Source organism: Mesorhizobium sp. M0152 (assembly GCF_040322415.1).
Classification (GTDB): domain Bacteria; phylum Pseudomonadota; class Alphaproteobacteria; order Rhizobiales; family Rhizobiaceae; genus Mesorhizobium.
Genome location: NZ_JAMYTH010000037.1, coordinates 36,889 through 54,723, shown reverse-complemented (window position 1 = coordinate 54,723; position 17,835 = coordinate 36,889). Strand labels below are relative to the sequence as shown.

General features: G+C 64.1%; 21 protein-coding genes. 4 read left to right on the top strand and 17 right to left on the bottom strand.

All coding sequences use genetic code 11. The annotated features are described in order from the left end of the window. Positions 1 to 329, top strand: a 329-nt coding sequence (locus NKJ26_RS27205) for an ISAs1 family transposase (RefSeq protein WP_352698362.1), incomplete at its 5' end; no start/stop codon positions are given. Positions 330 to 391: 62 nt separating this feature from the next. On the opposite strand, the gene NKJ26_RS27200 is transcribed toward NKJ26_RS27205, so the two are convergent. The 16 genes from NKJ26_RS27200 to NKJ26_RS27125 form a co-directional block, all read right to left on the bottom strand. Then, positions 392 to 1,291: a PfkB family carbohydrate kinase gene (locus NKJ26_RS27200; RefSeq protein ID WP_352698360.1), complete on the bottom strand. Its 900-nt coding sequence runs from the start codon at positions 1,289 to 1,291 to the stop codon at positions 392 to 394. Continuing rightward, on the bottom strand, positions 1,288 to 2,163 hold the full coding sequence (locus NKJ26_RS27195; protein WP_352600288.1) for a MurR/RpiR family transcriptional regulator: 876 nt from the start codon (positions 2,161 to 2,163) through the stop codon (positions 1,288 to 1,290). Before NKJ26_RS27195 ends, NKJ26_RS27200 begins: the two co-directional genes overlap by 4 nt. Beyond that, a complete protein-coding gene (locus NKJ26_RS27190) occupies positions 2,160 to 3,128 on the bottom strand; it encodes an ABC transporter permease (protein WP_352600286.1) in 969 nt (322 codons plus the stop codon). The genes NKJ26_RS27195 and NKJ26_RS27190 overlap by 4 nt, the downstream gene beginning before the upstream one ends. 9 nt (positions 3,129 to 3,137) lie before the next feature. After that, positions 3,138 to 4,652 carry a sugar ABC transporter ATP-binding protein gene (locus NKJ26_RS27185; protein ID WP_352698358.1) on the bottom strand — a complete coding sequence of 505 codons (1,515 nt, stop codon included), beginning with the start codon at positions 4,650 to 4,652 and terminating at the stop codon, positions 3,138 to 3,140. A 62-nt stretch (positions 4,653 to 4,714) separates the two neighbouring features. Further along, the gene (locus NKJ26_RS27180) at positions 4,715 to 5,773 is read right to left on the bottom strand and encodes a sugar ABC transporter substrate-binding protein (RefSeq protein WP_352698357.1); all 1,059 of its coding nucleotides are present in this window, start codon (positions 5,771 to 5,773) and stop codon (positions 4,715 to 4,717) included. Between the two features lie 44 nt (positions 5,774 to 5,817). Then, the gene (locus NKJ26_RS27175; protein WP_352698355.1) at positions 5,818 to 6,807 is read right to left on the bottom strand and encodes a TIM barrel protein; all 990 of its coding nucleotides are present in this window, start codon (positions 6,805 to 6,807) and stop codon (positions 5,818 to 5,820) included. Positions 6,808 to 6,970: 163 nt separating this feature from the next. Continuing rightward, complete coding sequence (locus NKJ26_RS27170; protein ID WP_352600278.1) at positions 6,971 to 7,876, bottom strand: anti-sigma factor family protein; 906 nt, start codon at positions 7,874 to 7,876, stop codon at positions 6,971 to 6,973. Further along, complete coding sequence (locus NKJ26_RS27165; RefSeq protein WP_352600276.1) at positions 7,873 to 8,412, bottom strand: sigma-70 family RNA polymerase sigma factor; 540 nt, start codon at positions 8,410 to 8,412, stop codon at positions 7,873 to 7,875. Before NKJ26_RS27165 ends, NKJ26_RS27170 begins: the two co-directional genes overlap by 4 nt. Before the next feature lie 46 nt (positions 8,413 to 8,458). After that, on the bottom strand, positions 8,459 to 8,803 hold the full coding sequence (locus tag NKJ26_RS27160) for a cupredoxin domain-containing protein (RefSeq protein WP_352600274.1): 345 nt from the start codon (positions 8,801 to 8,803) through the stop codon (positions 8,459 to 8,461). Between the two features lie 18 nt (positions 8,804 to 8,821). Next, the gene (locus NKJ26_RS27155) at positions 8,822 to 9,781 is read right to left on the bottom strand and encodes a metallophosphoesterase family protein (RefSeq protein WP_352698352.1); all 960 of its coding nucleotides are present in this window, start codon (positions 9,779 to 9,781) and stop codon (positions 8,822 to 8,824) included. Positions 9,782 to 9,911: 130 nt separating this feature from the next. After that, positions 9,912 to 11,117: an aminotransferase class V-fold PLP-dependent enzyme gene (locus tag NKJ26_RS27150; protein ID WP_352698351.1), complete on the bottom strand. Its 1,206-nt coding sequence runs from the start codon at positions 11,115 to 11,117 to the stop codon at positions 9,912 to 9,914. 25 nt (positions 11,118 to 11,142) lie between these two features. Beyond that, on the bottom strand, positions 11,143 to 11,604 hold the full coding sequence (locus NKJ26_RS27145; protein ID WP_027023517.1) for a RidA family protein: 462 nt from the start codon (positions 11,602 to 11,604) through the stop codon (positions 11,143 to 11,145). Between the two features lie 38 nt (positions 11,605 to 11,642). Beyond that, positions 11,643 to 12,431 (bottom strand): amino acid ABC transporter ATP-binding protein, encoded by a 789-nt coding sequence (locus tag NKJ26_RS27140; RefSeq protein ID WP_352698349.1) that lies wholly within the window; start codon positions 12,429 to 12,431, stop codon positions 11,643 to 11,645. A gap of 4 nt (positions 12,432 to 12,435) precedes the next feature. After that, entirely contained in the window at positions 12,436 to 13,086 is a 651-nt protein-coding gene (locus NKJ26_RS27135; protein ID WP_352698347.1) for an amino acid ABC transporter permease, read from the bottom strand. A 1-nt stretch (position 13,087) separates the two neighbouring features. Further along, entirely contained in the window at positions 13,088 to 13,753 is a 666-nt protein-coding gene (locus tag NKJ26_RS27130) for an amino acid ABC transporter permease (protein WP_352698345.1), read from the bottom strand. A gap of 76 nt (positions 13,754 to 13,829) precedes the next feature. Beyond that, the gene (locus NKJ26_RS27125; protein ID WP_352698365.1) at positions 13,830 to 14,660 is read right to left on the bottom strand and encodes a transporter substrate-binding protein; all 831 of its coding nucleotides are present in this window, start codon (positions 14,658 to 14,660) and stop codon (positions 13,830 to 13,832) included. 172 nt (positions 14,661 to 14,832) lie between these two features. Between NKJ26_RS27125 and NKJ26_RS27120 the strand changes: the two genes are divergently transcribed. Further along, entirely contained in the window at positions 14,833 to 15,621 is a 789-nt protein-coding gene (locus NKJ26_RS27120) for an IclR family transcriptional regulator (RefSeq protein WP_352600263.1), read from the top strand. 33 nt (positions 15,622 to 15,654) lie between these two features. Here NKJ26_RS27120 and NKJ26_RS27115 read toward each other — a convergent pair whose 3' ends face one another. Continuing rightward, on the bottom strand, positions 15,655 to 15,858 hold the full coding sequence (locus tag NKJ26_RS27115; protein WP_027023511.1) for a YdcH family protein: 204 nt from the start codon (positions 15,856 to 15,858) through the stop codon (positions 15,655 to 15,657). A 239-nt stretch (positions 15,859 to 16,097) separates the two neighbouring features. Here NKJ26_RS27115 and NKJ26_RS27110 point away from each other — a divergent pair, with 239 nt between their 5' ends. Further along, complete coding sequence (locus NKJ26_RS27110) at positions 16,098 to 16,277, top strand: YdcH family protein (protein WP_027023510.1); 180 nt, start codon at positions 16,098 to 16,100, stop codon at positions 16,275 to 16,277. 307 nt (positions 16,278 to 16,584) lie between these two features. Further along, positions 16,585 to 17,835, top strand: a complete 1,251-nt coding sequence (gene ispG / locus NKJ26_RS27105) for a flavodoxin-dependent (E)-4-hydroxy-3-methylbut-2-enyl-diphosphate synthase (protein ID WP_352600260.1) — start codon at positions 16,585 to 16,587, stop codon at positions 17,833 to 17,835.

Genomic DNA, 17,835 nt, shown 5'->3' with positions numbered 1-17,835 from the left:
AGGTTCACACCCGCCTCGAATATGCCGACCGAAGCAGCAGCGCCGAGACGCGCTACTACATCTGCTCCGCACCTTGCGACATCGAGCGCCTCGCCGCCGCAGCACGCGGCCACTGGGGTGTCGAGAGCATGCACTGGCTGCTCGACGTCGCCTTCAAGGACGACCTGTCGCGCTATCGCGCCGGAAACGGCGCCAAGAACATGGCTGCCGTGCGCCGCTTCGCCCTCAACCTCGTGCGCCTCGACAAATCAAAAGGCAGCGTCAAGACAAAGCGCAAAGCCGCGGGGTGGGACCCAGACTTCCTGCTCCAGATCCTCCAACAAAAATGACCGTTAACCTCGATTCCCCGCCGTGGGCACGGCCACCATCTGGCAACATGGAAATCGACTTGTCAGAGAGCGTGGCGCTCGGCCTCGGGGGTCGAGACCAACCGGGCTGAAGCGGCGTTGGCGGCGGCGACGGCCTTCCGCATCGGTTCCCCACGGGCAAGCGCCGCGGCCAGTGCGCCGACGAATTCGTCCCCCGCGCCATGCGTGCTGACAAGCTTGACCGGGATAGCCGCCAGCGCGAAGTCTTCTCCGGTTCGGCTGCAACAGGCGACGCCTTCGCCGCCCGCCGTGACAATGGCGACAGGGCAGAGATCGACCAGCCGCCGTGTGGCGTCCATGGCGCCATCGAGAGTTTCAACCATCACTTCACCGGCCAGGAATTCGGCCTCGATGGCGTTGACCACCAGGATGTCGACCAGCGCGATCAATGTCCCGGAAAGCGCGCGCGCCGGAGCGGCGTTGAGCACGACGCGGCCACCCTGTGCCTTGACCGCGCGTGCGGCGGCGATGTTGGCGGCTTCCGGCACTTCGTTCTGCAACAGAAGCACCGCGGTTCGTGCCACCATTTCGGAGGCAGAGGCAATGTCGGTGTCGGCCAGCGTCAGATTGCTGCCGGAGACGATCACCGCTCCATAGTCGCCGCCTTCGTCGAAGATCGCCACGCTCATCCCGGAGGCGGCGCCGGGCGCCACTCGCACGAAGCGTCGATCGACACCGGCGCGGTCGAGATTGGCGAGCAGTGCCGCGCCGAAATCATCGTCGCCGACGGTGCCGATCATCGCAGCGGAGGCGCCGGCCCGCGCCGCGGACACCACCTGGTTACCGCCCTTGCCGCCGCATTTGGGGTGCCAGGCATGGCCGGTCAGCGTCTCGCCCTTGCGCGGACGGTCGGCAGCTTCGACCATGATGTCGTAATGCAGGCTGCCGAACACGGTGACCAGAGGCTTTGTCTGCGGCGTCATGAGCCCCGGTCTTTTCGTTTCGACGCCACCGCCGACATGGTGCGGCCGAGATTACGTTCCGCCGCCTGGTAGTCGCGCTGTGCCACCGCCACGAACAGCGCATCGAGAATGTTGAGCTGGGCGATGCGCGCCGCCGCATTCTCGCCCATCAAGGGCGAACCCTGCGCCGTCGAGCACAGGACGATGTCGGCGATCTGGGCCAGGGGCGAGTTGTCGTAATTGGTGATGGCAAGCGTGCGGGCACCGTTCTTGCGGGCCAGCTGGATGGCGTCGATGACGGCGGACGTGTTGCCCGAATGCGAGAAACCGACAGCGATATCGTCGCCGCCGAGCAGCGAAGCCGACATCAGCATCATATGCGAATCGTCGTAGACGGAGGCGCGGATGCCGATGCGCAGGAATTTGTGCGAGACGTCGCGCGCGATCTGCGCCGACCCGCCGACGCCATAGAAATCCCGGTTCCTCGCACGATAGAGAAGGTCGGCGGCGCGGTCGAAATCCTCGATGTCGAGGATCGCCAACGTCTCCTCCAGCGCCTGGATAGAGGTGCGGAACACTTTCTGCACGATCTCGGCCGAACTGTCGTCGGACGACAATTCCTGGTGCATCTCGGCGGTCGGCAGGCGGCTGTATTCATAGACGGCGGTGCGAAAGTCGCGATAGCCGGAGAAGCCTAGCTTCTTGGCGATCTTGACCACCATCGCCTCGGACACGCCGGACTCCTCGGCGATCTGCTTCAGCGGAATGCTCTCGTCGAAGCCGCGCCGGCCGAAGACGGTTTCCACCACCTTCGCCTCCAGCGGGGTGAGGTGCGGCATCATCATGCGGATGCGCGGTCCTACCGCTTTCAGGTCCAGCCCGCTCAAGGTCATCCACGCCCCCTCGTCACGCGATCGATAAGCATCGCGGCGAGGATTATAAGACCAGTTGCCAGAAGCTGATAGAAGGACTGCACGTTCATCAGTGTCAAACCGTTGCGCATGGCACCCAGGATGACGGCGCCGAGGATGGTGCCGACGATGCTGCCCTTGCCGCCCATCAGCGAGGCGCCGCCGATGGCAGCCGCGGCGATGGCGTCGAGTTCCCAGAGATTGCCGAGGATGGGCTCGGCGGCGCCCAATCGGCCGATCAGGATCTGCGCGGCAAGGGCCGCCAGCAGGCCGGAGATCATGTACGCGGCGATCTTGGTGCGGGCGATCGGCACGCCGGCGATGTAGGCCGCCTCTTCGTTGCCGCCGACGGCGAGCAGATATTCGCCGAAGGGCGTCTTTTTGAGCACGATCCAGGCGACGAAAGCCACGCCCGCAACGATGACGACCGCCAGCGGCAGGCCGAATAGCGAACCGTTGAAAACGGCGCGAAAGCCCGCGGGCAGGCCGAGCACCGGATTGCCGCCGGTATAGATCAGCGCCAGGGCCCTATAGGTGCTAAGGGTTCCCAATGTGACGATGAAGGGTTGCAGTCCGACATAGGCGACGAGGATGCCGTTCACCAGGCCGCAGCCGAGGCCGATGGCGAAACCGGCGGCGATGGCCAGCGGAAACGGTATGCCGGCAACCAGCATCGAGGCCGAGATGACGGCCGAAAGGGCCGCCGTCGGCCCGACGGACAGATCGATGCCGCCGGAGATGATCACCAGCGTCATGCCCAGCGCCAGGCAGGCATTGATGCTCGACTGCTGCAGGATATTGATGAGGTTGCGTTCGGCGAAGAAGCCAGGCACCAGCGCGCCGAAGACGGCCAGGATCACGACAAGGCCGATGAGTGTGCCGGCATCGCGCATGGAAACGCCGCGCAGGAATTCGGACCGTGGCTGCACAAGAGTGGTATCCGACATATCCGTCACCTACTGCCTTGCCTGCCATGCGGCCGGCGTTTGCGTTTGCGGGATGGCGTGCGCCGCGATTGCCTCTTCCGTGATGTCGCCACTTTGGAGTTCGGCGGCGATCGTGCCGTCGCGCATGACCAGCACGCGGTCCGCCAGCCGGATCACCTCGGGAAGCTCCGAGGAGACGACGACCACCGCATGGCCTTCGGCGGCGAGTTCCTCGATCAAATGGTAGATTTCCGCCTTGGCGCCGACATCGATGCCGCGCGTCGGTTCGTCGAACAGGAGGATGCGCGTGCCCGCTGCCAGCCATCGGCCAATGATCGCTTTCTGCTGGTTGCCACCGCTGAACAGGCGGATCGGCCGGTCGAGTAGGAACGGTCGCAGATTCACGCGCTTCATCTTGTCGGCCGCGGCCCGTTTAAGACTGGTATGATCGATCATGCCGCGCGGCGTGAACACGCCCATCGAGGCCAGTGCCATGTTGCTGGTGATCGAGCGCAACGGCACGATGCCTTCGCGCTTGCGTTCCTCCGGCACCAGGCCGATGCCGGCGGCGATGGCGTCACGCGGGGTTGCGAAGCGCATTGGCTTGCCGTCGATCGCCATGGTGCCGGCGGTAGCGCGGTCCGCACCGGCAAGAAGCCGCAGCAACTCGGTACGCCCGGAGCCGACCAGGCCGGCGATTCCGAGCACCTCGCCTCGATGCAGGTCGAAAGAGACGTCGCGCACCTTCGTCGCCGAGGCGAGCCCACGCACGCTCAGCATGACATCGCTGGAGGCGTAGGAGCGATGCTGTTCCTGCGCCAGTTCGCGGCCGACCATCATAGCCACCACCGCCTTTTCCGAAACGCGTTTCAGATCGACGGAATCGATGACGGCACCGTCGCGCATGATGGTGGCGCGCTGGCAGATGCCGAACACTTCGTCGAGCTTGTGCGAGACATAGACGACCGCGACGCCGTCGCGCGCCAGACCTTTTATGACTTGTGCCAGGCGCTGGAACTCGCTTGGCGTCAGGCTCGATGTCGGCTCGTCCATGGCCACGATGCGCGCGCGATCGAGCAGTGCGCGAGCGATCTCGACGATCTGCCGCTGCGCCACTTTTAGGCTGCCAAGCGGGGCGGCTGGATCGATGGACGGATCCATCGCCGCGAGAGCTTTGGCGGCCCGGCGCTCCTGCTCGCGCCGGGCGACGAAGATGCCGCCGCGCGTCACCGGATGACCGAGGAACATGTTCTGCGCGACGCTGAGACGTGGCACCTGCTGCAATTCCTGATGGATCATGGCAATGCCCGCCGCGCGCGCCGCAACCGGATTGGCGAGGGTGACCGGCCTGCCGTCGATCAGGACGCTTCCCGCCGTCGGCCGATAGACGCCCGACAGGATGCGCAGCAGCGTCGACTTGCCGGCGCCGTTCTCGCCGAGCAGGCCATGGATTTCGCCGGCGCCGACGGAGAAGGACACGTCATCGAGTGCCCGCACCGCCGGAAACACCTCGGAAATGCCGTCGAATTGCAGCCGGGCTGACATTGGTTCGATTTCTCCGGGAAGGTGCCGGCCAGCTGGCACGAGGCCGGCACCCGCCGCTCGGCCTACTGGCCCGCGGCAGCGTCTTCGAGGAGCGCCTTGCGCACGGCGTCGCCGGGGCCGGAATAGCGATCGGAATTGTCCTTGGTGATCAGCGCCTGCGGCGTGGCGACGACGCGCGGCAGCTTCTGCCCCGCGACCAGCCTCAGCGCCGTTTCCAACGCCACCTCGCCGGTCAGCACCGGGAAACTATCGACCGTGCCGGTCAGTTCGCCGGCGCGGATCGAGGCATAGGCGTCGGAGATGCCGTCGGTGCCGAACACGGCGATCTTGTCCTGGAGGCCGGCCGCCTTGACCGCTTCGACGATGCCCAGCGCCATGCCATCATTGTTGGCATAAAAGCCGATCAGGTCGGGATGCTGCTGGAGAATGTTGGTGGCCGCGTCGTATGAGGTCTGCCGGTCCCAGTTGCCGGGAACGCTGGCGACGACCTCGAATTTGCCGGCCTGCGTGATCGTCGACTTGAAGCCGTCGGTGCGCTGCACGGCCGCGTAGACGCCGGCTTGGCCTTCGACGATGGCGACCTTGCCGCCATTCGGACGGTTCTTGATGAACCATTTTGCGACGCGCACGCCGTTGTCGCGCTGGACGTTGCCGACATAGTGCTCGGCCTGCGGGATGACGGCGTCATTGACATTGACCACCGGAACATTCGCCGCCTTGGCCTGTTCCATGATCGGCTGGAGGTTGGCGTCCGTTTGCGGCGAGACGAGCAGCACATTGTAGCCCTGTGTCACCAGGCCCTCGGCGATGGTGAGCTGGCCGAGCTGATCGCCCTCGCTCTGCGCCGCCTGATAGACGACCGGCACGCCGGTTTTGTCGCCGAACGCCTTGTAGCCTTCGCCCAACGAACGCCAGTACTCGTTGGTCAGTGTCTTGGAGACGGCGCCGGCCTTTGTGCCTTCGGGCAGCTTGGGAAGCGCGCCGAACTTGGCCTCGACCTGCGACCAGTCGATGCGGTCCTTCTCGGTGTCGGAATTGAGCGGCGCGAGTTCGGCCGAAAGGGCCGTGCCCATCGATAGCGCCATAAGTGCGGCGGTGGCGGTAGCGAGCAGAAATTTCATTGTCTTCCTCCCTTGTTGAAAAACGGTCGTGGCCCGGCCGGGCCTCAGTTCTCCGGGCCGAGCATGAGTTCCTGGATGATGGCCTGCGCCGAGACCGCGTCCTGACCGTCGATGGCGGCGGACAAGCGGTTGTCCCGGTCGAGTCGGTCGACGACGCGCAGCATGCGCTTGACGGTCGCGATGTTTACCTCGCACTCATGCACCGGATCGAGCCCGGTCATGTCGGGGAACGTGTCGAAGTAGATGGCGCCGGCGTATCCGTCGCGGCGGATCTGGCGCAGCAGTTCGATCGTCTGCAGTGTATGCACCGCGCCGACCATCAAGCCATCGTCGCGCTTGGCGTAGCCGTCATTGAGATGCACGCCGAGCAGCTTGCTGTGGCGCGCCACCAAGGCGGCGGCGAAAGCCGGCTGTTCGTCGGCATAGAGCACATGGGCGAAGTCGAGCGTGACGCCGAGGTTGGGCAGGCCGACATCGCGGATCGCCAGCAGGGTTGTCGCCGCGTCCGGCATCAGGCTGTAAGAGCGCGGCTCGTTGGGTTTGTATTCGAGGCTGATCCGACAATCCGGATCATGTGCCGCGACTTCACGAATTCCATCGATTTCGTGTTGCCAGAGCGCCGCGTAGTCCGCCTGGAAGGCATAGTCGAAGCCATCCTGGCCGAGCCACAATGTCATCAGATTGGCGCCTGCCTCGCGCACGGCATCGATGCCGGCCTTGGTCATGTCGATCGCTTCACGACGCACTACCGGGTCGGGATTGGTGAAGGCGCCAAGCTTGAAAGCAGGATTGGAGTAGTAGCGCATGGCAAAGCCATTGATGGAAAGGCCGAGGTCGCCAAGCTTGCGTGCGATTTCGGCAGGCTTTTCGCCAACGTGGTCGGGAAAGTTGAGATCAAGATCGGTCAGTCCACCGACCTTGGCGGCGCGCGCCGCCATCTGCATCAGCGACGGCTTGCCGACAAGGCCCGGCCATTCAGCCTGCGGCCGCGAGGCAAAGGAGTTCAGGCGTGTTGCAAAACGATTGGTGGTCATGATCGGCCCTGTGTCGATCATAACTTCACACATATAAAAAAATTTGTAAAGTTACTATTTGGAATGGGGGAACTGCCTTTCGACGCGACATCGGCAGGTCCAACTGGCGCGGCAGCCTTCGAGCCCGCCGCCGCTGGGGAGGTGGTGAGCAGGAGGGGTCTGTCTACACCGCCGCCTTGCGGAAACGGGCGACGAAGTCGTCGAGTTCTGGCCGTTCCATGTCCGAGATCGCCCAATAGGAGAACGCGCCGTCGCTCCAGTGCACCAGCGAGAAGCCGCCTGACGAGAGATCGTCAGGCGCGGCCGTGCCGCCGCCCTGCTGCGGTTCGGCGACCAGCGTGATCAGGTGCTCGCGGTGGCGGTAGACCAGCGCCGGCACCGGCCGGTCGGCGATCACCTCGACCCGGCCGCCGATGAGGGCGTAGCCATCCTGCGCGAGATCGGGCGCCGGCGGCGAAACGCCGATCCGAGCGTCGAGCCATGGCTTGACCGTATGGCGGTCGGACGAGACGATGTCGATGGGGCTCGCCGCAAGCAGGCTGCGGCGATGGCCGCTGGCGACCGCCGCTGCAAAGCCGTCCGACGCGCTGTCGAACATCATCCATTGCGTCGCCCCGCTGGCCAGCACCGCAGTGACCACGATCGACGCGGCCAGCGCTCGCCAGTCGAACGAGCCGAAGCGGTGCGCCCTTGGCAGCGTCCGCATCTGCGATGGCCTTGTCCCCCGCCTCGCGGTTGCGTGGACCTGGTCCGCCTCTATCTGATCCGGCCGCGTCGACGGCTTGCCCCACTGCGGCTCCAAAGCCTCATCTTGTGCTGAATGTGCCGTGCCTGTCGCACCAAGTGCGGCGATGCGCGCTCGAAAGGCATCGCTGACATCGGGGCGTGGCAAGCGACCGACCGCCGCCTGCAAGGCGACGATGCGGGCATGTTCGGCGGCCAGCGCCGGGTCGGCGGCGATCCGCCGCTCCACCGCAAGTGCAGCCGCGGCGTCGAGTTCGCCATCGACCAGGGCGTGGATCATCAGCCTGATCCCCTCCGCGTCGTTGGGCAGTCCGTCGTCGCTCATGGCGCGCTCCCAAGTTCAGACATAAGCAGGCTCCGCGCCCGCGCCAGCCGTGACATGACCGTGCCCATCGCCACGCCGAGCATGGCCGAAATCTCGCGATAGGTGAGACCATTAATGTCGCGCAACACCAACGTCTCGCGAAACGGCTGCGGCAGTGCGGCGATCGCCGCCTCAAGCGCCGCCGTATCGGCCCTGGCGATCAGGCTCGCCTCAGGGCCATTCTCATCGAGCAGGCTGGGGCCGTGTGCTGCCGCCATCTCGTCGAGATCGCCGAGGTCGCCGACGGCCATGATGCCGCGCGACCGGTTGCGCGACATCCAGGTGTAGGCGGTGTTGCGCACGATGGTCAGCAGCCAGGCGCGGGCATTGCCGCCGGCATAGCGGGCGATGCCGGCATGCGCCTTCACGCAGGCTTCCTGCACGACATCCTCGGCATCGGCGGCGTTGCCTGTCAGCCAGCGGGCGAGCACAAGCGCATCGCCGAGATGCGGGAGCACCACCTCGCCGAAGCGCTCGGCCAGGGCCTTTTCGCTCAACACCGCTGCATGATCCGGCACTCCGGGCAGGTTTCGCCACGCCCCTTCAGGGAGCGACGGTGATCTTGCCCTGCATGTGCGGGTGAAGCCCGCAGAAATAGGCAAAGTCGCCTGCTTTGGTGAAGGTGAATTCATATGTGTCACCGGTGTCAAGGGCCTTGGAGCGGAAGGAGGAATCGTTGGCGACGACCTGATGCGGGATGTCGTCATCGTTCCTGAAGGTCACGGTAGTGCCGGGTTTGACCGTCAGCTCAGGTGGCGTGAAGGCGAAATTCTCTATTTTGACCATCGGCCCGTCGGCCGCGCGCAACGGCTGGCAAGTCGCCGTTGCCAAGCTGAAGGCCGCAAGGATCGCGGCCATGTGCCGGGCCGGAAGGCGTATGCAGATCATGGTGATTTCCTTTCCCGTTCAGGCGCCGGCGAGCGTCGTGTCGATGATGGCTAGATCCTGCCCGCCTTGCTTCACGGTGACGCTGCTGGTGCCGAGCAGGCCGCGCAACTGCCCAGCCGGCACCGTCATCGGTCCAGGCGATTGGGCAGTGCCAGGTGCGGGCTGTGGGAAGGCGGTCGAGCGCGCGGTGTGGAAGGTGACGTTGCCTTCCACCTTCTGCATGATCTGGTGGATATGGCCGTTGAGCACCGTGACCGAGCCGAAGCGCTTGAGCAGACCAAGCGCCTGCGCAGCGTCGTCGGTGCCCCAGCCCCATTCGGGATAGACGGCCCATAGCGGGATATGGGCGAAGACGACGATCGGCGTCGAGGCGCTGAGCGCCTTCAGGTCGTCGGCTAGCCAGGCCAGTTGCTCGGCGCCGAGATTGCCGAGCCCGCCAGCCCTGAGGTTGACGACATTGACCAGCGCCACGAAATGCACGCCGTTCTGGTCGAACGAATACCAGCCGGCGCCCTTGGTGCCCTTGCCGTAGCGCTCGAGATAGGCCTTGCCATTGCCGTCGTCGATCAAATCATGCTCGCCCGGCACGTAATGCACGTCGAAGCCGGCGCCGCCGATAATCTCGGCGGCGTTGTCGAATTGTGCGGCCTTGGAAAGATGGGTGATGTCGCCGGTGTGGATCATGAAGGCCGGCTTTTGCTTAAGCGCCTGGATCTTGCGCATCGCTTCCTTCAGCGTGTCGATGGCATGCGGGTTGGCCGCCTTGTCGAAGCCGATATGGCTGTCGGAGATCTGCAGGAAGGTGAAGCCGGTGGCCACGGCTTCGGCGGCCTCAGCGGCGCCAAGCAGGTTGAGCGACATCGGCACGCCGCCTGAAATCGTCCACAGCACACCCGTGCCGGCCCAGATCATGCATTCCAGCGCATGACGGCGGCTGATGCCGTCGCGTCCGCTGTCGTCATCGTGGTGATGGGTCATGTCGGTCTCCTCAACGCCCGGAGTGGCGTATGCTGAGGAGACCCGAGATGATGGCGGTTTATTCCCTGCGGGTGCAGGTCCGGTCGTTCACGGTCGCGTGATGGCGTGGCACGGCGCGGCCGTTCGCGGTCTAATCCGGCCAGCGCAAGGCGCCGGACGAATCCTTGCGGGGAGTTTTCATCGCATCGGCGGGGCGGTCCTTGGCGGTCAAGATGGCGCGCAGCCGTTCGGCGACGATCGCCGCCTCGCCGGGGTGGAGATTGCAGGGGTCGAGGAAGAAGTGGCCGCGCTCGACTTCGTGATTGCGCACGATGATGGGCGGCGAACCCGCGGCCAGTGCCGAGGCAAGGCCGGCGGCGGTGAACCGGCTCTCGGGCGACACGAAGATCTGCAGCCGGTCCAGAGGGTTGGCTGTCGGGTCCGGAATGATCTGCGCGACGATGCCAGGCAGTCCCTGCAGCGTGTCCTTCCACAGATCGAGGGCTGCCTCTTCGCGCTCGCGGATGCCGGCGTGGTCGCGCTTTTCCCAGGCTTCGAGTGCTGCCATGGTGCCGGCGATGCTTTCCTTGCCGACCTTCATGGCGCGCGCGACGCCGCGGTTCTGCAGATAGGCGGCGCGCACCAGGTCCTTGCGTCCGGTGACGATGCCGCTGGTGGGTCCTGACAGGAATTTGTGGCCGCTGTAGATGACGATGTCGGCGCCGCGCGCCAGGAAGCTGTGCAGGTCATATTCGGAAGCGGCGTCGACGATCACCGGGACGCCCCTGGCGTGGCAGATCTCACAGAATTCCTCTAACGACAGCATGCCGTACTGCACCGTGTGGTGGGCAACGACATAGAGGCCCGCCGCCGTGCGGTCGCGGATCGCGTCGCGCACATGATAGTCCTGCGTGACGCTGACCGTGCCGGCCGGCACCACCCTGGCGCCGGCCAGCCGGATCGACTGGTCGATCGGAGCACCATAATTGACGATGTGACCGAGCTGGACGATGACCTCCGACTTGAGACCCTCGGTGTCGTCCGGCAGGCGTTCGATAGCCAACAAGTTGGTCCCCGTCATCGCGCCGGCGATCGCCATGGTGATGCCGCTGGCGCAGCAAGCGGTGATGAAACCGGCCTCGCCGCCGGTCAGGCGCGCGACGACCGTGCTTGCGGCGCGCTGCAGATCGTCCATTTCCACCCATTGCGAAGCTATTTCGGACATGGCGCGGATCGCTTCCGGGACGATGATCGATGCGCCGAGCGCCGTCATCGTGCCGGAGACGTTGATGATCGGACGAAGGCCGAGCCGTTCGCGGATCGTGGTGTTGGAACCAGTGTCGGAATAGGTTTTCATTTGAGCAATCCCGTGGATGGCAAAATCAGGCGGCGATCTCGACGACCGCTTCGATTTCGACAGTGATGTTTCCAGGCAGCGAGCCGACGCCGATCGCCGAGCGGGCATGGCCGCCGATCTTGTGGAAGACGTCCGCGAACAGGTCGGAACAGCCGTTGACCACTTTCGGATGGTCGCTGAAGGTCGGTATCGCGTTGACGAAGCCGAGCAGCTTGACGATGCGCACGATGCGGCCGAGATCGCCGGCGGCGGCATGCATGACGGCAAGCAGATTGAGGCCGGTGAGGCGGGCATGCTCATAGGCCTGCTCGACTGTGACGTCCTCGCCGACCTTGCCTGTGAACAGCGTGCCGTCCGCCCGCAGCGGTCCCTGGCCAGACAGGAAGATCAACCGGCCGCTTTCGGCATGGGTGACGAAGTTGGCGATGGGCGTCGGCGGCTCGGGCAGCGTCAGGCCGAGCTCGGCGAGACGGATGTAAGGCGTCATGGGAGAGGGCTCCTTGGGATGACTTTCACCACCCGATATCAGAAATGCGAGGCGCGGAAGCGCGCCAGGAAGGTGCGGAGGCGCTCATTGTCGGTGTCCGCCGCCAGGATCTCCTTTGGCGGGCCGACGGCGCTGACGCCGCCATCAGCCATGAAGACGATGCGGCTCGAGGCATCGCGGGCGAAGGCCATCTCATGCGTGACCATCACCATCGTCATACCATCCTCGGCCAGGCTACGCACGACTTCCAGCACCTCACCGACGAGCTCGGGATCGAGCGCGGAGGTTATCTCGTCGAGCAGCAGGATTTTAGGGCCCATCGCCACCGCGCGGGCGATGCCGACACGCTGCTGCTGGCCGCCCGACAATTCGGCCGGCAAGCTGTCGGCCTTGTGAGCGAGGCCGACCCGGCCGAGCCAATGTTCGGCAATCGTGCGCGCCTCGGCATTGCTCTTGCCGCGCACCTTGGTGAGGCCGAGCATGATGTTGCCGGCCGCCGTCAGGTGCGGAAAGAGGTTGAAGCTCTGGAACACCATCCCTGTTTCGGCGCGCATCGCGGCTAGGTCGCGCTCGCTGCGGCGCTGACGGGCTGCGGCTTCGCGATAGCCGACCTCTCTGCCGTCGATGCGGATCGAGCCGCTATCGTAGCTTTCGAGGAAGTTGACGCAGCGCAGCAGCGTGGTCTTGCCGCTGCCGGAGGGCCCGATGACCGTCACCACCTCGCCGCGCTTCACCTCGAGACTGACGGAGCGCAACACTTCGACGGCACCAAACGCCTTGGAGACATTGCGCACTTCGAGCAGCGCGGGATTGGTGTTTGCGGACATGGTGCTATTCCCGGATGAAGGAGAAGCGCCGCTCCAGCCGCCGGCTGGCGAGCGATAGCGCATAATTGACGCCGAAATAGACCAGCGCGCCGAGGATATAGAGCGGCATTGCCTCATAAGTGCGGCCGATGACCTGGTTGATGGCCTGCATGAGATCGGTGATGCCGAGCAGCGAGACCAGCGCGCTGCCCTTGACCGCGTCGGTGACGCCGTTGATCCATGGTGGCAGGAAGCGCCTGAAGGCCTGCGGGAAGATGACGTAGGCCAACCGCTGGCGGAAGGTCAGCCCGATCGCCATCGCCGCTTCGGACTGGCCGTTGGGAATGGAGCCGACGGCGCCGCGCAGATATTCAACCACCTGCGCCGTCTTGAACAGAGTGAGCGCCGCCACCGCGGCCCAGAAAGACTGCAGATGCAGCCCGATCGCGGGTAGGCCGTAATAGACGAAGAACATCAGCACGAGGATCGGAATGCCGCGGATGGTGTCGCTGAAGACACGCACCGCCCAGCGCAGCGGCGTGGGGCCATAGACCAGGCCGACGCCCAGCAGCACGCCGATTATGAGCGACAGCACCACGACCAGCAGCGACACCCACAAGGTCAGGGCGAAACCCTGGGCGAGAAACGGCAAGGCATAGAGGATCTGGCTGTACATGTCAGCGCGCCGCCCTGAACCTGCGCTCGACCAGCCGCAGCGCGAATAGCAGCGCATAGCCCGTCAAGAGATACATCGCCGTCGTGACCAGGTAGACCTCGACGATGCGGAAGGTGTTGAAGTTGATCCACTGCGCGCCAAAGGTGAGTTCGGGCACCGAGATGACCGAAGCGATCGAGGTGTCCTTGAATAGCGAGATGAAGGTGTTGGAGAGCGCCGGCAAGGTGATGCGCAGCATGGTCGGCAGGCGCACATGCAACAGTCGCTGACAGGGGGTGAGCCCGATCGCCTTGCCGGCGTCGAGCTGGCCGCGCGGGACGGCCTCCAGCCCCGAACGGAACACCTCGACCAAATAGGCGCCGCTGTAGACCGACAGCGTCGCGATGAACGAAGTCTGCGCGCTGTAGGCGACGTCGATGACGGTCGGCAGGCCGTAGAAGACGAGATAGACGAGCAGGATCAGCGGCACATTGCGGATGAATTCGACATAGGCGGCGATGATGCCGCGCACCACACGTCCGGCCGAGACATACCAGACCGCCAGCACCAGCCCGATGACGATGCCGATGGCGATCGAGATGACGGCGAGCTCGAGACTGAGCAGCAGGCCGCCCCAGAGCTTGTCGAAATGCCGCCAGATCAGGTTGAAATTGAGGGCATAGCCCATGCGTCCGCCTCAGTGCGAAGCCGTCGGAGAAAAGGAGGCGGAGGGGCGCAGATTGCCGCCCTTCCGCCTGCTGGGATCAGATGACCGGGAAGCCGGGATGGCGGGCCGGCGGCTCCTGTCCGAAATAGTCCTTGAACGCGGCGTCGTAGAGTGCCGTTTCATGGCCGAACATGGCGATGGTGAAGGTCTGGTCGACGAAAGTCAGCCAGTCGAGATCGCCTTGCCGCAGTGCCGCGCCATAAAGCATCGAATACCAGCTCTTGCCGGCATCGAAGTATTTGTCCGGATTGCGCGAGGCGAGCCAGCGCACAGTCGAGAGATCGACCGCGGCGGCGTCGGCGCGCTTGGATTCCAGCGCCTGCAGCACATTGGCCTGGGTGTCGATTTGCATCACCTGCGCCTGCGGCAGGGCGAAATGCACCGAGTTTTCGGCATCGACGTTCTGCAGGATGGAGATGCGCGTCGCCGAACCGGCGGCAAGCAATTTGTCGAAGGTCTTGTTCTCGGCGGTGGGAAGCGTCAGCAAGGCAACGCCTTCGACATAGTAAGGCCTGGAGAAGTTGATCAGTTGCGAGCGCTGCGCCGTCATGGTCATGAACTGGATGGTGATATCGACCTTGTTGGTGGTCACGTTCGGAATGCGCTGCGCCGGATCCTGCATGACGAACTCGACCTTGGTCGGATCGTCGAAAAGGCCCTTGGCAAGGATACGGCCCATGGTGATGTCCATGCCGACCAGTTCGCCGGCATCGTTCTCGAAGTGCCAGGGCGCGTTGGTGCTGCCGGTGCCGACGATCAGCTTGCCGCGATCGAGCACGGTGCGCAGCAGGCTATCGGATGCCGCCTGGGCGGCCGCCTTTTGGGCGTCGACCGTTGCCAGCACGCCAGCCGTGGCCAGTCCGGCCATTCCCATTTTCAGAAAATCACGTCTTCCGGATGTGTCGTTCACGGCGACCTTCCTTTCGTGTTGTTGTTCCCCTTTGAACGAGAGATACACGCGTCAGTGTTTGATCAAAATTGTCTCTTACAAGAGACGTATGTATCCTGTACAAGACAGATACTAACATCAGGAATCAACAATGCAAGATGGCAGCGCCTTGGTAATTTCAGCTGGCGAGAAGACGCCAGGCTCTCGTGAAAAGGGCCTCAACCGGGTGCTCGAGATTCTTGAGTTCCTTCATGCGACGCAGCGCGCGACCGGTATCGGCGACCTTGCCAAGGGAGTGAACGCGCCCCGCTCGACGACCTATACGCTTGTGCGCTCGCTGGTCGACGCCGGCCTGTTGGAAATGACCGGCGACGGCAACCGCGTCTATTTCGGCAAGAAGCTCTATCTCTACGGAATGGATTATGTGCGCGGCAACGACCTGTTGAGGCGCGGGCGCCAGGAGGTCGACAATCTGTCGCGCGAGACCGGCGAAACCTCCGAATTGTGCATGCTGCAGAGCGGACGCTACACGATCGTCCACGCTAGCCCTGGCACCAGGCCATTCCGCATCAGCTCGGCCACCGGCCTGCAGATCCCGCTGCCCTGGACCGCTTCCGGGCGGCTGCTTCTTGCGGGCTTCGAACGGGCTGATATCGAGGGCATGGTCTCGGACGACGATCTCGTGCTGCCTGATGGGCGCAGGATCGAGTTCGACGATTTCGTCGCCGACATCGCGACGGCCAAATCGACCGGCTATTGCGTTACCTCAGGGCTGGTCGACGCCTACACGAAATGCCTGGCCGCCCCCGTGTTCTCCGCTGCCGGCAAGGTCGAGGCGACAATGTGCCTGGTGGTACCCATCGATACGTCGACCGAAAAAACCGGCGAGCTCCTGGGCCTGCTGCGCGAACGCGCGTCCAGGCTTTCGATCGGCGGATAGTCGAAAAGGGACGAAGAGACCGGGCGTTGCCGCTTACGCGATGATGTCCGGGATGATCCTGTCTTCCAGCGCCATCAGCCGGTCCTTGAGCACCAGCTTCTTCTTCTTCATGCGCTGAATCTGCAGCGGGTCGCAGTTCATGGCGATCATCGCATTGATCGCGGCATCGAAATCGGCGTGTTCCTGCTTCAGCCGGGAAAATTCGAGGCGAATATCGGCCTGTTCCTGATCGGACATTCTCTACCGTGTGCACGTCTGCTACGCCCAAATAGTGGGCCTGATTTGGGCGGGGGCGGCAATTCTGCCACCGGCGCGCAGGCCATACCACATTTCATATTGCCGTGGAATGCTACCACGCAGCATTCGACATCGCCGACAGATGGTGGCACACTGTCACCGTGCCGTCACAGATGCGAACTTGCGGTGGACGCGCCTTGACGGTTGCATCGAGGAAACCATGAAAGGGAGAACCAATCATGTCTCTTGCATCCCATCTTGATGAGTTGCAGCGGAAACACGGCGACATCGAACGCGAGATCGATGACGCGATGAACCACCCGTCGGTGGACGACCTCGAAATCGTGAATCTCAAGCGACGCAAGCTGGCACTCAAGGACGAGATTGAAAAACTGAGGGCGCAACCCACCACGCATTGATACCCTCCTGACATAGCCGTCTACGATCCGCGGCTTCTCTGCCGGCAGCGCTTGTTGCCGGTGTGGTGTTTTTTGATTTGCAGCGCCCAGCTGCAACCGAAACGGGCATCCATTCGGGTCCATTGCCCTTTGGCCGTCGCCAGATCATGGATTGTTCTGGCGGCGGATTCCGGCCAGTGGCGACCTGTCGCCATTGACAAGCCATCTTTGCTCATCCACCTCATGCCGGACTTCAGCGCATCGGCCCGGAGCGTACTTCGTGCGTCCAAGCGGACGCATGGCGCTCCAGAGACAGAAGGCTGCCGGCATGACCGGATATTTTTCATCTCCCTTCCCCCGCCGCACGTCGGTTGGCGTCGATGTCGGCGGCGTGGTCGTTGGCGGCGGCGCGCCCGTTGTCGTGCAGTCGATGACCAACACCGATACGGCCGATATCGACCAGACCGTCGCCCAGGTGGCGGCGCTGCACCGCGCTGGTTCCGAGATCGTGCGCATCACCGTCGATCGTGACGAGAGTGCCGCCGCGGTGCCGCGCATTCATGAAAGGTTGGCGCGATTAGGCATCAACGTGCCACTGGTCGGCGACTTCCACTATATCGGCCACAAGCTTTTGGCCGACCATCCGGCCTGCGCCGAGGCGCTGGCCAAGTACCGTATCAATCCCGGCAATGTCGGCTTCAAGGACAAGAAGGACCGGCAGTTCGCGGCGATCGTCGAGATGGCGATCAAGCATGACAAGCCTGTGCGCATCGGCGTCAACTGGGGCTCGCTCGACCAGGAGCTCTTGACCCGCCTGATGGACGACAATCAGGCCAAGGGCTTCCCGCTGACGGCGCAGGAAGTGACGCGCGAGGCGATCGTGCAGTCGGCGATCCTGTCGGCTGAGATGGCGGAAGAGATCGGCCTTGGCCGCGAAAAGATCATCCTGTCGGCCAAGGTCAGCGGCGTGCAGGATTTGATCGCCGTCTACACCGAGCTTGCCAGCCGCTCCAATCATGCGCTGCATCTCGGCCTCACCGAGGCCGGCATGGGGTCGAAAGGCATCGTCGCCTCGTCTGCCGCAATGGGCATCCTGCTCCAGCAAGGCATCGGCGACACCATCCGCATCTCGCTGACGCCGGAGCCCAATGGCGACCGCACCCGGGAGGTGCAGGTGTCGCAGGAACTGCTGCAGACCATGGGCTTCCGGCAGTTCGTGCCGATCGTCGCCGCCTGCCCCGGCTGCGGCCGCACGACCTCGACCGTATTCCAGGAACTGGCCCAGAACATCCAGGCTGACCTCAGGAAAAACATGCCGGTGTGGCGCGAGAAATATCCCGGCGTCGAGAACCTCAAGGTCGCGGTGATGGGCTGCATCGTCAACGGCCCGGGCGAATCCAAACACGCCGATATCGGCATTTCGCTGCCCGGCACCGGCGAGACGCCGACGGCGCCGGTCTTCGTCGACGGCAAGAAGGCGGCGACGCTGCGCGGGCCGTCAATCGCGGCGGATTTCGAGAAGATGGTCGCCGACTATATCGAGCAAAGGTTCGGTCGCGGCAAGGCCGCGGCGGAGTAG

What these genes read in the sequence shown, in the direction of transcription:
- NKJ26_RS27200 (WP_352698360.1), bottom strand. Translation starts at nt 1,291, where the DNA reads ATGACGCCGCAGACAAAGCCTCTGGTCACCGTGTTCGGCAGCCTGCAT.
- NKJ26_RS27195 (WP_352600288.1), bottom strand. Translation starts at nt 2,163, where the DNA reads ATGACCTTGAGCGGGCTGGACCTGAAAGCGGTAGGACCGCGCATCCGC.
- NKJ26_RS27190 (WP_352600286.1), bottom strand. Translation starts at nt 3,128, where the DNA reads ATGTCGGATACCACTCTTGTGCAGCCACGGTCCGAATTCCTGCGCGGC.
- NKJ26_RS27185 (WP_352698358.1), bottom strand. Translation starts at nt 4,652, where the DNA reads ATGTCAGCCCGGCTGCAATTCGACGGCATTTCCGAGGTGTTTCCGGCG.
- NKJ26_RS27180 (WP_352698357.1), bottom strand. Translation starts at nt 5,773, where the DNA reads ATGAAATTTCTGCTCGCTACCGCCACCGCCGCACTTATGGCGCTATCG.
- NKJ26_RS27175 (WP_352698355.1), bottom strand. Translation starts at nt 6,807, where the DNA reads ATGACCACCAATCGTTTTGCAACACGCCTGAACTCCTTTGCCTCGCGG.
- NKJ26_RS27170 (WP_352600278.1), bottom strand. Translation starts at nt 7,876, where the DNA reads ATGAGCGACGACGGACTGCCCAACGACGCGGAGGGGATCAGGCTGATG.
- NKJ26_RS27160 (WP_352600274.1), bottom strand. Translation starts at nt 8,803, where the DNA reads ATGATCTGCATACGCCTTCCGGCCCGGCACATGGCCGCGATCCTTGCG.
- NKJ26_RS27155 (WP_352698352.1), bottom strand. Translation starts at nt 9,781, where the DNA reads ATGACCCATCACCACGATGACGACAGCGGACGCGACGGCATCAGCCGC.
- NKJ26_RS27150 (WP_352698351.1), bottom strand. Translation starts at nt 11,117, where the DNA reads ATGAAAACCTATTCCGACACTGGTTCCAACACCACGATCCGCGAACGG.
- NKJ26_RS27145 (WP_027023517.1), bottom strand. Translation starts at nt 11,604, where the DNA reads ATGACGCCTTACATCCGTCTCGCCGAGCTCGGCCTGACGCTGCCCGAG.
- NKJ26_RS27140 (WP_352698349.1), bottom strand. Translation starts at nt 12,431, where the DNA reads ATGTCCGCAAACACCAATCCCGCGCTGCTCGAAGTGCGCAATGTCTCC.
- NKJ26_RS27135 (WP_352698347.1), bottom strand. Translation starts at nt 13,086, where the DNA reads ATGTACAGCCAGATCCTCTATGCCTTGCCGTTTCTCGCCCAGGGTTTC.
- NKJ26_RS27130 (WP_352698345.1), bottom strand. Translation starts at nt 13,753, where the DNA reads ATGGGCTATGCCCTCAATTTCAACCTGATCTGGCGGCATTTCGACAAG.
- NKJ26_RS27125 (WP_352698365.1), bottom strand. Translation starts at nt 14,660, where the DNA reads ATGGCCGGACTGGCCACGGCTGGCGTGCTGGCAACGGTCGACGCCCAA.
- NKJ26_RS27120 (WP_352600263.1), top strand. Translation starts at nt 14,833, where the DNA reads ATGCAAGATGGCAGCGCCTTGGTAATTTCAGCTGGCGAGAAGACGCCA.
- NKJ26_RS27115 (WP_027023511.1), bottom strand. Translation starts at nt 15,858, where the DNA reads ATGTCCGATCAGGAACAGGCCGATATTCGCCTCGAATTTTCCCGGCTG.
- NKJ26_RS27110 (WP_027023510.1), top strand. Translation starts at nt 16,098, where the DNA reads ATGTCTCTTGCATCCCATCTTGATGAGTTGCAGCGGAAACACGGCGAC.
- ispG (WP_352600260.1), top strand. Translation starts at nt 16,585, where the DNA reads ATGACCGGATATTTTTCATCTCCCTTCCCCCGCCGCACGTCGGTTGGC.